The sequence below is a fragment of the Neobacillus vireti genome, from assembly GCF_036962465.1.
Taxonomy (GTDB): Bacteria; Bacillota; Bacilli; order Bacillales; family Cytobacillaceae; genus Neobacillus; species Neobacillus vireti_B.
Genome location: NZ_JBALNF010000007.1, coordinates 1 through 14,535, shown reverse-complemented (window position 1 = coordinate 14,535; position 14,535 = coordinate 1). Strand labels below are relative to the sequence as shown.

General features: G+C 43.3%; 14 protein-coding genes and 1 riboswitch. All 14 genes read right to left on the bottom strand.

What is annotated here, in order from left to right:
- Positions 1 to 159: 159 nt before the first annotated feature.
- The 14 genes from purD to V7077_RS02625 all read right to left on the bottom strand — a co-directional run bounded on the left by purD (position 160) and on the right by V7077_RS02625 (position 14,096).
- Positions 160 to 1,437 (bottom strand): phosphoribosylamine--glycine ligase, encoded by a 1,278-nt coding sequence (purD, locus tag V7077_RS02690; RefSeq protein ID WP_335498299.1) that lies wholly within the window; start codon positions 1,435 to 1,437, stop codon positions 160 to 162.
- A 206-nt stretch (positions 1,438 to 1,643) separates the two neighbouring features.
- Positions 1,644 to 3,182, bottom strand: a complete 1,539-nt coding sequence (purH, locus tag V7077_RS02685) for a bifunctional phosphoribosylaminoimidazolecarboxamide formyltransferase/IMP cyclohydrolase (protein WP_335498298.1) — start codon at positions 3,180 to 3,182, stop codon at positions 1,644 to 1,646.
- On the bottom strand, positions 3,157 to 3,759 hold the full coding sequence (gene purN / locus V7077_RS02680) for a phosphoribosylglycinamide formyltransferase (RefSeq protein WP_335498297.1): 603 nt from the start codon (positions 3,757 to 3,759) through the stop codon (positions 3,157 to 3,159). The genes purH and purN overlap by 26 nt, the downstream gene beginning before the upstream one ends.
- Positions 3,756 to 4,790, bottom strand: coding sequence for a phosphoribosylformylglycinamidine cyclo-ligase (gene purM / locus V7077_RS02675; protein WP_335498296.1), 1,035 nt, complete (start codon positions 4,788 to 4,790; stop codon positions 3,756 to 3,758). Before purM ends, purN begins: the two co-directional genes overlap by 4 nt.
- Positions 4,791 to 4,803: 13 nt before the next feature.
- Entirely contained in the window at positions 4,804 to 6,207 is a 1,404-nt protein-coding gene (purF, locus tag V7077_RS02670) for an amidophosphoribosyltransferase (protein WP_335498295.1), read from the bottom strand.
- Positions 6,192 to 8,408, bottom strand: coding sequence for a phosphoribosylformylglycinamidine synthase subunit PurL (purL, locus tag V7077_RS02665; protein WP_335498294.1), 2,217 nt, complete (start codon positions 8,406 to 8,408; stop codon positions 6,192 to 6,194). The genes purF and purL overlap by 16 nt, the downstream gene beginning before the upstream one ends.
- On the bottom strand, positions 8,392 to 9,075 hold the full coding sequence (gene purQ / locus V7077_RS02660; protein WP_335498293.1) for a phosphoribosylformylglycinamidine synthase subunit PurQ: 684 nt from the start codon (positions 9,073 to 9,075) through the stop codon (positions 8,392 to 8,394). Before purQ ends, purL begins: the two co-directional genes overlap by 17 nt.
- The gene (purS, locus tag V7077_RS02655; RefSeq protein ID WP_235742029.1) at positions 9,072 to 9,326 is read right to left on the bottom strand and encodes a phosphoribosylformylglycinamidine synthase subunit PurS; all 255 of its coding nucleotides are present in this window, start codon (positions 9,324 to 9,326) and stop codon (positions 9,072 to 9,074) included. Before purS ends, purQ begins: the two co-directional genes overlap by 4 nt.
- A complete protein-coding gene (gene purC, locus V7077_RS02650) occupies positions 9,319 to 10,032 on the bottom strand; it encodes a phosphoribosylaminoimidazolesuccinocarboxamide synthase (RefSeq protein WP_335498292.1) in 714 nt (237 codons plus the stop codon). The genes purS and purC overlap by 8 nt, the downstream gene beginning before the upstream one ends.
- Before the next feature lie 79 nt (positions 10,033 to 10,111).
- Complete coding sequence (gene purB / locus V7077_RS02645) at positions 10,112 to 11,410, bottom strand: adenylosuccinate lyase (protein ID WP_335498291.1); 1,299 nt, start codon at positions 11,408 to 11,410, stop codon at positions 10,112 to 10,114.
- Between the two features lie 4 nt (positions 11,411 to 11,414).
- Positions 11,415 to 12,563 carry a 5-(carboxyamino)imidazole ribonucleotide synthase gene (gene purK / locus V7077_RS02640; protein WP_335498290.1) on the bottom strand — a complete coding sequence of 383 codons (1,149 nt, stop codon included), beginning with the start codon at positions 12,561 to 12,563 and terminating at the stop codon, positions 11,415 to 11,417.
- Entirely contained in the window at positions 12,556 to 13,044 is a 489-nt protein-coding gene (purE, locus tag V7077_RS02635; protein WP_335498289.1) for a 5-(carboxyamino)imidazole ribonucleotide mutase, read from the bottom strand. The genes purK and purE overlap by 8 nt, the downstream gene beginning before the upstream one ends.
- A gap of 125 nt (positions 13,045 to 13,169) precedes the next feature.
- Positions 13,170 to 13,271, bottom strand: a riboswitch (purine riboswitch).
- A gap of 88 nt (positions 13,272 to 13,359) precedes the next feature.
- Positions 13,360 to 13,557, bottom strand: a complete 198-nt coding sequence (locus V7077_RS02630) for an NETI motif-containing protein (protein ID WP_335498288.1) — start codon at positions 13,555 to 13,557, stop codon at positions 13,360 to 13,362.
- A complete protein-coding gene (locus V7077_RS02625) occupies positions 13,554 to 14,096 on the bottom strand; it encodes a DUF2179 domain-containing protein (protein ID WP_335498287.1) in 543 nt (180 codons plus the stop codon). The genes V7077_RS02630 and V7077_RS02625 overlap by 4 nt, the downstream gene beginning before the upstream one ends.
- Positions 14,097 to 14,535: the final 439 nt, after the last annotated feature.

Here is a 14,535-nt window from a genome sequence, read left to right as displayed (position 1 = left end):
TTTCTTTCTGGAATGAGCTTTTTTGGTCGGGTTCAATGACCTTGAGGGCTCTTCTTTTCCTTTTGGGGGCAATGAAACAAGTCTTCATCTTTTCAAACAAAGATATGATTTTAATAAAAATGACCGCATGAACCTCTCATGCGGTCATTTCCTAATCTATCAAGTTAACCGAACCACCGGTACAATCGCCTTAGCACCAATATCACTGCGGTAAAAGGCACCATCACAATCTAACTTCGCTAACTCCTGATACACCTTTGCCTGCGCACCAGCAAGAGTCTCAGCTTTGCCTCCCACAAGAAGCACCCGGCCCCCAGCTGTCAAAAACTCACCTGCGTCATTTTGAACCGTCCCTGCATGAAAGGTATAAACATTCTCCGAAAAATCCGATAATCCCTGCAGGACCGCACCCTTTTCATAAACCCCGGGATACCCTTTTGCTGCAACTACCACACCAACCATTGGCTGTGGATCCCATTCAAGCTCTGGACACTCTCCATTCAAAAGAGCTAAGATAACCTGAATCAAATCAGATTGCAGCCTTGGTAAAATAACCTGTGTTTCCGGGTCGCCGAAACGGGCATTAAACTCAATTACCTTTGGACCTGCTGCCGTTTTGATCAACCCAGCATATAAAATTCCACAGAAACTGCGTCCCTCTTGAACCATTGCTTTTGCTGCAGGAAGCAAAACGGTCTCAACGGCAGTGGCTACCGTGTCCTCACCAATTTGCGGAACCGGTGAGTAAGCACCCATTCCACCAGTATTCGGACCTTGGTCCCCGTCAAAGGCGCGTTTATGATCCTGGGCGATTTCAAGCGGAATAACTACTTCCCCGTTCACAAACGCCATCAATGAAAATTCTTCGCCGTCTAAAAACTCTTCAATTACCACACTCGAAGAAGCCGCTCCAAATTTCGCACCAACGAGCATCTCCTCCACACTCGCAAGAGCTTCTTCTAAAGTCATGGCAACTGTGACACCTTTTCCTGCTGCCAACCCGTCTGCTTTAATCACAATCGGAGCGCCTTTTTCATGGATATAATGACGTGCCTTTTCAATCGAAGTAAAAACAGCATAATCGGCAGTCGGAATCTCATACTTTTTCATTAAATCTTTCGCAAATGACTTACTGCCCTCAATTTCAGCAGCTGCCTGCCGTGGTCCAAACACAGCCAAACCTGCTGCTTCAAATTTATCGGATAGCCCTCCAAGTAAAGGAACTTCCGGCCCGATAATCGTTAAGCCTACCTCTTGCTCTTTTGCAAAGGCAATAAGCTCTTCATGCTGTGATTCCTCAAGCGCAATCAAATCCGCCACGTCTGCCATTCCAGCGTTTCCTGGAGCGACGAATACCTGTTCAACCAATGTGCTTTCGCTGACCTTTCGGCAGATCGCATGCTCGCGTCCGCCGCGGCCGATGATTAGTACCTTCATCCATTACACCTCATTTTATGTGTGACTGTGATAAATATGGATGTTGATTTCCGCTTCAGGCACTTCGCTTTCCGCGGGCGGTCCGGGGAGCCTCCTCGGCGCTATGCGCCTGTGGGGTCTCTCCAGCCCCGTACTCCCGCAGGAGTCTGCGTGCCTTCCGCTCCAATCAACATCGTTACAAAATCAACAATTCCCCTTAATAAAGCCTAATGTTTAAAGTGTCTAACGCCCGTAAACACCATAGCGATTCCGTATTCGTCTGCTTTTTTTATCGAATCAGCATCCTTAATCGATCCGCCAGGCTGAATAATCGCAGTAATTCCTGCTTTTGCTGCCGCTTCAACAGTATCATCCATTGGGAAGAAAGCATCAGATGCAAGAGCAGCGCCTTCTGATTTATCACCGGCCTGCTTAAGTGCAATCTCTGCGGAACCAACACGGTTCATTTGGCCTGCGCCAACCCCAAGCGTCATGTCTTTGCTAGTTACAACGATGGCATTGGATTTCACATGCTTAACCACTTTCCAGCCTAGTTTTAGAGCTTCCCACTCTTCATCCGTTGGTTGTCTCTTTGTTGGAACAGTGATGGTTGCATCCTCTAGTGTATAACGGTCTTGTTCCTGAACAAGCAAGCCGCCTTCAATTGTCGTCATTTTCAACTCAGGTTTTTTCACATCATTAAACGGAATCGTTAACAAACGAAGATTCTTTTTGCCTGTTAAAATCGCTAATGCTTCCTCAGAGAAAGATGGCGCAATGATAATCTCTAAGAAAATTTCATGAAGCTTGCCTGCTGTTTCAGCATCCACTTCACGGTTAAAGGCAATAATGCCGCCAAAAATGGAAACAGGGTCCGCTGCAAAGGCTTTTGTAAAGGCTTCAAAGCCGGTTTGGCCTGTTCCAACACCACATGGATTCATATGCTTAACTGCTACAGCAGCAGGTTCTGAGAATTCCTTTACGATTTGCAAAGCTGCATCTGCGTCATTGATATTATTGTAAGATAATTCTTTCCCATGAAGCTGTTCAGCATTGGCAATCGAGAAAGTTGAACCTAACGGTTTTCTGTAAAAAGCAGCTTTTTGATGCGGATTTTCTCCGTAACGAAGGGTCTGCTTAAGGTCATATGTAACCGTTAAGGTTTCAGGTGTTTCTTCTTGTGCAAGGTTGGTCATGTATTCAGCTATTAAAGCATCATATGAAGCTGTATGACGGAATACCTTAGCTGCAAGCTTTCTTCTTGTTTCAAGCGTTGTTGTCCCTTCTGCTTTAAACTCCTCAATAACCGTTTCATAATCTGACGGATCAACGACAACCGTTAAATATTGATGATTTTTAGCTGAAGCGCGCAGCATAGACGGACCGCCAATATCAATGTTTTCAATCGCATCCGCTACCGTAACATCTGGTTTTGCAATGGTTTGCTGAAATGGATAAAGATTGACGCAAACTAGTTGAATAGGCTGAATTCCGTGCTCGTCCAGCTGTTTTAAATGATCAGGATTATCATGCTTTGAAAGAAGACCGCCATGGATAAATGGATTTAACGTTTTGACTCTGCCTTCTAAAATTTCCGGAAAACCGGTTACATCACTAACACTCATGACAGGGATCCCCTGCTCTTGAAGAGCTTTTTTTGTACCGCCGGTTGAGATCAATTCGAACCCTAGGCTGACTAGTTCTTTCGCAAACTCGGTAATTCCATTTTTATCAGATACACTAATTAGCGCGCGCTTTTGTGACATTGATTACATCTCCTTGTGTTAATAGCATTTGAAGTATTTCTGGATATAGTTTGTGCTCGATTTGCTGAATTTTCTTTTGCAGGCTGTCTCTTGTTTCATTCTCTTCCAATCTTACACGTTCCTGAATAATAATGGGACCTGTATCCATTCCTTCATCGACATAATGGATGGTAACTCCGCTCCAATTCGCCTTGGCGGCAAGAGCCTGACCGATGGCATCTTTACCTGGGAATGCTGGAAGCAGTGATGGATGAATATTAACAATCCTTCCTTGATAGGCACCCAGCAAGGTTGGACCAAGCAAACGCATGTATCCGGCTAGGACAATGAACTCCACACCATACTTCTTTAATTCTGTTAAAATCGCTTGCTCATACTCTTCTTTGCCAGCGTATTCTTTTGCTTGAAACACAAAACTTGGAATTCTCGCTGCATTAGCACGGTCAACTGCATAAGCATCTGGCTTGTCACAGACTAATAGAGAAATTTCTGCCTCTAGCCCGCCTGACTTGACTACATCAATAATGGCTTGAAAATTACTGCCGTTACCAGAGGCAAACACTGCTATTTTTTTCATAGCCGTCCACCTTGGCCCTTTACTTCAATCCCCGCCTGCTCCGTCACAACACCAATCTGATAGGCTTTCTCACCGCTTTGTTCAAAATGCTGCATAACATCAGCAGCAATTTCAGGATCTACTGCGATGACCATTCCAATTCCCATGTTAAAAATATTATACATTTCCTCATAGTCAATTTGTCCGTGAGAAGAAATCAATTGAAACACCGGTGGAATCGGCCAGCTCTTTTCATCTATTCTTGCCCCAAGACCCTCAGGCAACATCCGTGGAATGTTTTCGATAAATCCGCCTCCGGTAATATGGGCCATTCCTTTTAACGGGAACTTTTTCAATGCTGATAGAATCGGCTTAACGTAAATTTTCGTTGGTTTTAATAACTCTTCTCCTAATGTACAGCCGAGCTCATCAACGAAATCTAGCAAGGACCAATTATTAAAAACCTTACGGACAAGGGAATAACCATTACTATGAATACCGCTTGATGCTAACCCAATCAGAACATCACCAGCTTGAATCGTCTCACCCGTAATTAATTGTGATTTTTCACAAGCTCCAACCGTAAATCCGGCAAGGTCATACTCGTTTTGACTGTATAAGCCCGGCATTTCAGCTGTTTCGCCGCCAATCAAAGCACAGCCAGCCTGCTCGCAGCCGTCGGAAATTCCTTTTACAATGGCCTCAATTTTTTCAGGCTCCGCTTTCCCACACGCAATATAATCTAAAAAGAACAATGGCTCTGCACCTTGAACTACGATATCGTTCACACACATAGCCACTGCATCAATACCAATCGTATCGTGTTTATCCATCCAAAACGCAATCATCAGCTTCGTGCCGACTCCGTCGGTGCCTGACACCAAAACAGGCTCCTTTAATTGAAGTGATGATAAATCAAACATGCCGCCAAAACCGCCAAGTCCTCCAATTACTCCAGCCCGTGCAGTTCTTTGAACATGCTTTTTCATTCGTGAAACAGCCTCATAGCCCGCTTCAATGTTTACGCCAGCCTCTTTGTATGCTTTAGCCAAGAGTCTCCCCACCTTATTTTTGATAATAGTATTGTAGTGTATCAGGATAAATCTCTGTTGGATAATTCCCTGTGAAGCAGCCTAGGCAATAGCCATTCGTTCCTTCCTGGCCAAGTGCCTTCATCATCCCTTCTACACTAATAAAGGTTAATGAATCTGCACCAATCAATTCTCTAATTTGCTCCACGCTTTTATCAGAGGCAATCAATTCCTCTTTTGTCGACGTATCTATCCCATAAAAACAAGGATTTTTTATCGGTGGTGAGCTAATGACAACATGAACTTCTGTTGCTCCGGCTTCCTTTAACAGGTTTACAATTCGTCTGCTCGTCGTTCCGCGCACAATCGAGTCATCCACCATAACAACGCGCTTTCCTTCCACTACACCGCGTACGGCCGAAAGCTTCATCTTAACCCCTTGCTCCCGAAGTGTTTGCGACGGCTGGATAAAGGTTCTGCCAACATATTTATTTTTAATTAAGCCCATTTCATACGGAATCCCAGTAGCTTCTGCATAACCGATGGATGCTGAAATACTAGAATCAGGAACCCCTGTTACAACATCGGCTTCAAATGGTGCTTCCACTGCTAATTGTTTCCCCATATTTTTACGGGCAGTATGAACATTGATTCCTTGAATATTACTATCAGGTCTTGAAAAATAAATATATTCCATCGTACAAATCGCTTTTGTGGTACTGATGGCAAACCGCTCAGATGTTAAGCCATTTTCATTAATAATTAATAGTTCGCCCGGCAGAATATCTCGGATATATTCGGCACCGACCACATCAAAGGCACAAGTTTCGGAGGCCACAACATAAGCATCTCCAAGACAGCCAAGGGACAATGGACGTAAGCCATGTGGATCGAGAGCGACCATAAGCTCGGTTTCGGTCATGATTAAATACGCATACGCTCCCTTTAACATCGCTAAAGCGTTTTTTACTTGATCCTTCAAATGAGGATAACCACTTCTTCTAATAAGATGAGCCAAAACCTCTGTATCAGAACTTGTTTGAAAGATACTTCCCTGGGATTCAAGCTGGTATTTCAGGGAATTAGCATTTACTAGATTGCCATTATGGGCAAGCGCAAGACTTCCTGTTTGCGAATGAAACAGAAGCGGCTGCACGTTCTCATAGCCCCCGCCGCCTGCTGTCGCATAACGAACGTGACCAATTGCAGCACTGCCTTTTAAGTCCTTCATGGCTTCCGTTGTAAAAACCTCCGCTACTAGCCCTTCGCCTTTAACACCTGTAAGCTTTTGGCCATCGGAAACAACAATTCCGGTTCCTTCCTGGCCGCGGTGCTGCAGGCTATGAAGTCCGTAATAGGTTAATTGGGCAGCATCTTGGTGTCCAAAGACACCAAAGATACCGCACTCTTCATTTAATCCCTTTATTTCAGGCAGCATGGGATTGCCCCTTTCCAAGCAGTTTTCATTTCTGCTACTGAAGCAACAAGCACTGATGCATCATTGTTTTTGATTTCTAATGTTGAGGTTTCCGTTACAGTACCAATCTGTACTGCATCTACTACTCTTTCAAACTCTTCTTTATGTTCCGGTTTTACCGTTAATAAGAATCGTGATTGAGTCTCACTGAATAAAGCAGAGACTGAATTTCCAACAATCGTTACTTCTGCTCCAAGCTTTTCATCTGTGAAAAGACTTTCCGCTAACGCAACCCCTAAACCACCTTCTGATAGGTCATGAGCGGATTGCACTAAACCTGCACGAATGGCTGCAAGTACTTGGTTCTGTCTTTCCTTTTCTATCGTTACATCTAGTTCAGGAGCTTTCCCAAATACACGTCCGTTCAGAAGTTTTTGCAGCTCACTGCCGCCAAATTCATCCTTGGTTTCCCCTACTAGATAAATAAGATCACCATTCTCTTTAAAGTGCTGTGTAGTGATATGATCAAGGTCTGTTACTAAACCAACCATTCCAACTACTGGGGTTGGATAGATTGCCGTACCGCTAGTTTCATTATATAAAGACACATTTCCGCCAATAACCGGTGTCTCTAACACACGGCAGGCTTCACTCATGCCATCAGCTGCTTTTTCAATCTGCCAGAACACTTCCGGCTTTTCCGGGTTACCGAAATTTAGGTTATCCGTAATCGCTAAAGGCTCTGCACCAGAACAGACAATATTACGGGCTGCCTCTGCTACGGCAATTTTTCCGCCTACTTCAGGATCTAAATAGACATAACGCGCATTACAATCCGTAGTCATTGCTAAAGCTTTGCGTGTACCACGAATCCTTACCACCGCTGCATCTGATCCTGGAGCAACAACGGTATTCGTACGTACCATATAGTCATACTGCTCATAAACCCATTCCTTGCTAGCTACTGTTGGCTGGCTTAACAGATTTACTAATGTTTCTTTTAAATCGTCTACTTGAGGAACTTCATTATCCATCGCCTGGAATTCTGCAAAATAAGCTGGCTCTTTGGATGGCTTGTGGTAAACCGGTGCTTCTTCCGCTAGGGCATCAGCCGGCACATCGGCAACGATTTCTCCTTTATGGAAAAGACGCATTTGTTTATCATTTGTAACTGTTCCAATCCCAACTGCTTCTAAGCCGTATTTTTCAAAAAGCTCAACGATTTCTTGTTCTCTGCCCTTTTTAACAACGATGAGCATCCGCTCTTGGGACTCAGATAACATCATTTCGTAAGCAGTCATCCCGGTTTCCCGCTGCGGAACCAAGTCTAAATTCATCTCAATTCCCATTCCCGCTTTACTGGCCATTTCTGCAGATGAACTAATGAGTCCGGCAGCACCCATATCCTGAATACCAACTAATGCATCACAATGAATCAGTTCTAAGCATGCCTCTAATAAAAGTTTTTCCATGAATGGGTCGCCCACCTGTACGGCTGGACGATCTTCACTGGATTGGTCCGTTAATTCCTCAGAAGCAAAGGTTGCACCATGGATTCCGTCACGGCCGGTTTTTGCTCCTACATACATAACCGTATTTCCTTCTCCGTGTGCTTGCCCCTTTTTGATATCTTTATGGTCAATTAGCCCAACACACATCGCATTCACTAACGGATTTCCGTCATAGCAAGGATCAAATCCGATTTCGCCGCCAACCGTCGGGATTCCAATACAGTTCCCATAACCGGCAATCCCGGCTACTACTTCTTTGAACAAGTAACGGACGCGGGCAGAATCAAGTTCACCAAAACGCAATGAGTTCAACATGGCAATTGGACGCGCGCCCATCGAGAAGACATCACGGATAATACCCCCCACACCTGTTGCTGCGCCTTGATAAGGCTCGATGGCTGATGGATGGTTGTGGCTTTCGATTTTAAAAACAACCGCCTGCCCGTCACCGATATCAACGATACCTGCACCTTCCCCTGGTCCTTGGAGTACCCGTTCACCTGTAATAGGGAATTTTTTTAGAATTGGTTTTGAATTTTTGTAACTGCAATGTTCCGACCACATGACCGAGAAAAGGCCTGTTTCGGTATAGTTAGGTGTACGCCCAAGAATGTTTTCAATCATTGCAAATTCTTCGTCGGTCAAACCCATTTGCTGGTATATTTTTTCTGCTTTAATCTGAGTAGGATTTGGTTCAAGCGTTGACAACATGTGCTTCCCTCCAAGCTTTTACAATCGATTGAAACATTTTTAAACCATCGGCTCCGCCGAGGAGCTCATCAACCGCTCTTTCTGGATGCGGCATCATTCCTAAGACATTGCCTTTTTCATTCGTGATTCCTGCGATATCCGCAAGACTTCCGTTCGGATTCTGAGTATAGGTAAATGCAATTTGATTATTTGCTTTCAATTTCGCAAGTGTTTCTTCATCACAATAATAATTTCCTTCTCCATGTGCGACAGGGATCACAATACTTTCCCCTTCACCATACGCGTTTGTAAACATCGTCTGATTGTTCACTACCTTTAGTTCAACTGGTTTACAAATGAACGATAGGCTTTCGTTTCGTCTCATTCCCCCTGGAAGCAGACCCGCTTCAAGAAGAATTTGAAATCCATTACAAACACCAAGGACTGGCTTCCCAGCTTCCGCTGCTTTTACGACCTCTTTCATAACCGGGCTGAAACGGGCAATTGCGCCTGTGCGCAGGTAATCACCAAAAGAGAAACCTCCAGGCAGCAAGATCCCATCAAACTCGTCTAGGTTATCGGCATCATGCCAAACATATTCCACTTCTTCACCAAGTTCATCCTTAACAGCATGAAACATATCAACGTCACAATTTGATCCTGGGAATACGATCACCGCAAACTTCACTGTGTCACACACTCCTCTACCTCGTAACGGTAATCTTCGATAACCGGGTTTGCTAATAGGTTCGTACAAATTTCATTAACGACTTCATTTATATCACGATCTGATTTTTCAATTGTTAACTCCATATATTTTCCGATGCGGACATCTGTAACTTGTTTATAGTTTAATGAATGTAAGGAATGAGTGACGGCTTTCCCTTGTGGATCTAAAACACTTTCCCTTAATGTTACATACACCTTAACTTTATACATGCTGATGTCCTCCCAATTTCGCTAAAATAGTTTCATAGGCTTCTGTTAAACTTCCTAAATCCCGGCGGAATACATCCTTATCGAGCTTTTCATTGGTTTCTTTGTCCCACAGTCTGCAGGTATCTGGAGAAATTTCATCGGCAAGTAATATTTGCCCTTTATTGTCTTTGCCGAACTCGAGCTTAAAGTCGACTAAGCGAATCCCGAGCTCATTGAAAAAGCTTGATAAAATTGCATTGATTTGAAGTGCTTTATTCTTTAGGATTTCAACTTCCTTTACGGTTGCTGCCTTTAGTTCAAGAATGTGATCAATCGTCACAAGCGGATCACCTAGTGCATCGTCTTTAAGATAAAATTCAACGATTGGCGTGGACAGTTCTTTGCCTTCTTCGATTCCCAAACGATTTGAAAGTGTTCCTGCTGCAACATTGCGTACAACAACTTCAAGAGGAATAATCGTTACTCTCTTCACCAGCTGTTCCGTTTCTGAAACTCGCTTGATAAAGTGTGAGTCAATGCCCTGTTCTTTTAGTTTTAAAAATAATAAACTAGTAATCTCGTTATTCAATCGGCCTTTTCCAGTAATCGTCGCCTTCTTTTGACCGTTAAAAGCCGTTGCCGAATCTTTATATTGAACCAACACAACTTGTTCATCGTCAGTTGTAAAAATCTTTTTCGCTTTGCCCTCGTAAAGCATTTCTCCCATCCTAATGCACCTCTATTCATAATATTGTGAATTTATCTGACATGAGAAGGGCAGAATTCGCCCTTCATCACTATTTAATTTATCCGTTTAACCCTAAGCGATCAAAAATGGTATCCACATGTTGGAGATGATAGTTATAGTCAAAGCAATCCGCAATCTCTTCTGGAGAAAGCAATGCGGTAATCTTATTCTCTGCTTCAATTAAGCTGCGGAATGGAACTTGTTTTTCCCATGCTTCCATCGCTTTTGGCTGTACGGTATCATAAGCCTCTTCACGTGATAACCCCTTGTCAATCAATGCCAATAGGACACGCTGAGAGTAAATCAGCCCTAAAGTACGATCCATGTTGCGTTTCATATTCTCTGGGAACACCGTTAAATTTTTCACAATGTTACCAAAGCGGTTTAGCATATAGTTCAAGGCAATTGTCGCATCCGGAAGGATAATCCGCTCTGCAGACGAATGTGAAATATCGCGCTCATGCCATAGCGGCACATTTTCATATGCAGTCATCATATAGCCGCGAATCACACGTGCCAATCCTGTCATGTTCTCGGACCCAATTGGATTCCGTTTATGCGGCATGGCAGAAGAACCCTTTTGGCCCTTTGCAAAAAACTCCTCTACTTCACGAGTCTCACTCTTTTGGAGGCCGCGAACTTCCACCGCAAATTTTTCAACCGAAGTCGCAATCAACGCCAGCGTAGACATATAGTGCGCGTGACGGTCACGCTGTAAGGTTTGTGTTGAGATTGGCGCAGGGCTGGTTCCTAATTTCTCACAAACATATTGTTCTACAAATGGATTAATGTTTGCATAGGTCCCGACCGCCCCGGAAATTTTACCAAACTCCACGTCTGCAGCAGCTTGTTTAAAGCGTTCAAGGTTGCGCTTCATTTCTTCATACCATAAGGCCATCTTTAAACCAAAAGTAGTTGGTTCAGCGTGAACCCCATGTGTCCGGCCCATCATTACCGTAAACTTGTGTTCAATCGCTTTATTTTTTAAAATCTCAATAAAGTTTTCGATGTCTTTCAAAAGAATCGCGTTAGCCTGCTTTAAGAGATAGGATAGTGCTGTATCAACCACGTCTGTTGAAGTTAAACCATAATGGACCCACTTCCGTTCCTCACCCAAGGTTTCCGATACCGCGCGGGTAAAGGCTACAACATCGTGTCTTGTTTCCTCTTCAATTTCTTTAATTCTGTCAATGTTGAAAGAAGCATTCTCACGTAATTTTTTAACATCCTCTTTCGGTATTTCGCCTAACTCCGCCCATGCTTCACAAGCAAGAATTTCAACCTCTAGCCAGGCATTAAAACGGTTTTCTTCTGTCCAAATAGCTCCCATTTCTGGTCTTGTATAACGATCAATCATTCATTTATCCCCCGATCTTTTCTTTAGCAGTTTCCCAGATGCTGCTTTCATCGATTTCTTTCAAAGCCAACTCTACATTTTCTCGAAGAATGGTCACATGGCCCATTTTACGTTTGAACTTAGGTTCCTCTTTACCGTATAAATGAACTTTCCAACCATTCAACTCTGGTATCTCTTCATACAGGTTTTCCAGATGTTCTCCTAATAGGTTGACCATAACGGCTGGTTTTAACAACTCCGTACTTCCTAATGGCCATCCGCAGATCGCCCGGACATGCTGCTCGAACTGTGACGTCTCGCAAGCCTCAATCGTATAATGGCCGGAATTATGCGGCCGTGGTGCTAATTCATTAATCACGATCGTTCCATCATTGTTCACGAACATCTCGACAGCGAGCGTCCCAACTAACTCCAGCGAATCTGCTATCTTCTTTGCCTTTTGAATCGCATCCTGTTCAGTAGTCTGTGAAATTCGTGCAGGCACAATCGTTTTATGCAAGATATTTTCTTTGTGAATGTTCTCCGCCACTGGAAAAATGGCAGTTTCTCCGTCAAGCCTGCGTGTCACAATCACTGAGATTTCTTTTTCAAAGGGAATCCATTTCTCCAACACACATGCACCGTGTGTCAGGAGCGGCTCCGCCTTTTTTAAATCCTGTTCTTCTTTAATCACCAACTGGCCTTTTCCATCATAACCGCCTCTAGAAGTTTTTAATACAGCCGGGTAACCAATCACATCTATTTTTAAAAATAAATCCTGCAGTGTGTTAATAACCGCGTAAGGTGCCACTTCTACGCCCGCTTGCTGGATGGCTGCTTTCTCCTTTATCCGATCCTGTGTAATCGTGAGCAGCTTTGGCCCTTGAGGTACAAAGGCCTGGTCACAGAGCCAGCTTAACGTATCGGCATCTATATTTTCAAATTCATACGTTATGACATCACTTATTTCAGCCAAGCGGCTGATGGCTTCTCTATCATCGTAGGCACCGATCACTTCTATATCTGCGACTTGTCCACACGGTGAGTCTGACGCAGGTTCTAAAACAGCAATACGAAATCCTTGTGCCCTCGCTGCAAGAGCCATCATTCTCCCAAGCTGGCCGCCGCCAATAATTCCAATCGTTGCTCCCGGTAAAATTGTCTGCTTATCCAAGTTGATCACTACTTTCTAGTACCTCTTGTTTAGTGGCTTCTCTTCTTGCCTCTAATCTAGCGGCAAGCGCCTGGTCTTCCGTTCCGATAATTTGAGCAGCTAATAGTCCCGCATTGACTGCACCCGCTTTACCAATCGCCACGGTAGCTACCGGAACACCACCCGGCATTTGAACAATAGAGAGCAGGGAGTCAATCCCCTTTAAAGCCTGAGTTTGAACAGGAACACCAATGACAGGCAAGGTTGTTTTGGCTGCGACCATCCCCGGAAGATGGGCTGCACCGCCTGCTCCGGCGATGATTACCTTTAGCCCTCTGTTTCTAGCTTCTTCTGCATAGGCGAACATTAAATCTGGTGTTCGATGAGCAGATACTACCTTTTTTTCATAAGCGACCTCTAACTGGTCTAAAATTTCACATGTATATTTCATGGTTTCCCAATCCGATTTACTTCCCATGATGACACCAACAAGTGTGGTCATCCTAGATCCCCCTTTTTTAGGCAAATAAAATGCCCGTAACAAATAGCTTCTCATGTAAGAGAAAGCCATTTGCCCGGGCATATCGAAGCATAGTAAAATAAAGTAAGGGACCAGCCCTTTTGCCGAACATATTGACTTTCCCTCATAGTCCAATAATTTACGGTTATTGGGTAGAAACTTATGGGCCATATTCCCATGGATATACGAGGGTAAAAATAGTTGTATGATCCGTTAGCTTTATCTTACCAACCATCACCTTAGGTGTCAATAAATATGTCGAACATTATTTTTAAATAGCACTATATCGTTCGTGTTTTACTCAATTAACCTAGCTTCGAAGACAATTTGGCGGCCAATTGGTTCATAAATTGTTTCGCCTGCTTTTTTTACTTCTTGAAATATCGGTTTCTCTGTCCGCCGGACTGGAGCATATCCCTGCTGTTTCATCCTATTCAAACATTCCTCAATACTTTCATTTTCCTGCAGCTCGAACAACAGTTTCTTCTTGCTCATGAAAATAACTTCCCTCTTTTCACTGATTTCACCCAGAAGCCGCCATGAATTGATTTTGGTTCATATGAGATAATAAAGGCTTTGGGATCTAAACTTTTAATCATATCATATAGTTTTAATTCAAATTTTCGTGGTGTAAGGATTTGCATGGCCATTCGATTTCCTTCCAGACCATGTGCAGCCCAGTCGGTTACCCCATAGCCTTTCTCCCTTAAAAGCTTAGGTAAATCTTTATCATACTCCGCGGTAATTACATTGACTGTAATGTATCCCAGAGCAAGCTTCTCTTCAATCTTCATCCCAACAATGACTCCAATTCCATATCCTACTGCATAAGCAATCAGATTCTGGATTTCATTTAGGTTATTCAAGACAAGGCCAAGGCCAAGCACATATATAACAACCTCAATCATACTTAGCAAAGCTGCCAAATACCTCTGGCCCTTTAAGGTCAAAATCATCCTTATCGTAAAAAAAGAAACATAAATGATATTAATGATTAAGATGATCGCTACCATCATAAAACTATTGTCTAACATTTTTAGTCCTCCTTCTTCTTACACTTCCCTCACTTTACCACAGATATATTTATGAATTCATGATTATTCTTATTTATTTGTACAAAGTAACAAAAAATCTTTCTATTAGTAAGAGGAAGTATCTACCTGTTATTCCACAAACACCTCAGTAACCCATCCGCCAATTAGGCTTTAAGCAGCGTTTATTAGAAATAAAATAAGTTTTTAGTATGTAATCCTTTATATACCCTAAATCTTAACCCTGCTATCGCCCTTTCAACCACCAAGATTGGAGTATAAATTGAGTACTTTTCTTGGCTTCCTGATGGCTCCGTTTTCCTAACCTCTTCAAAGAAATACAGCTTCACTCAGATATTCTCTTAAACTTCCCTCCTGAAAAGAAGCAGATGCACAAAAAAAGACAATCATTAATGATTGTCTTTTTCCGTGCCTGGCAACG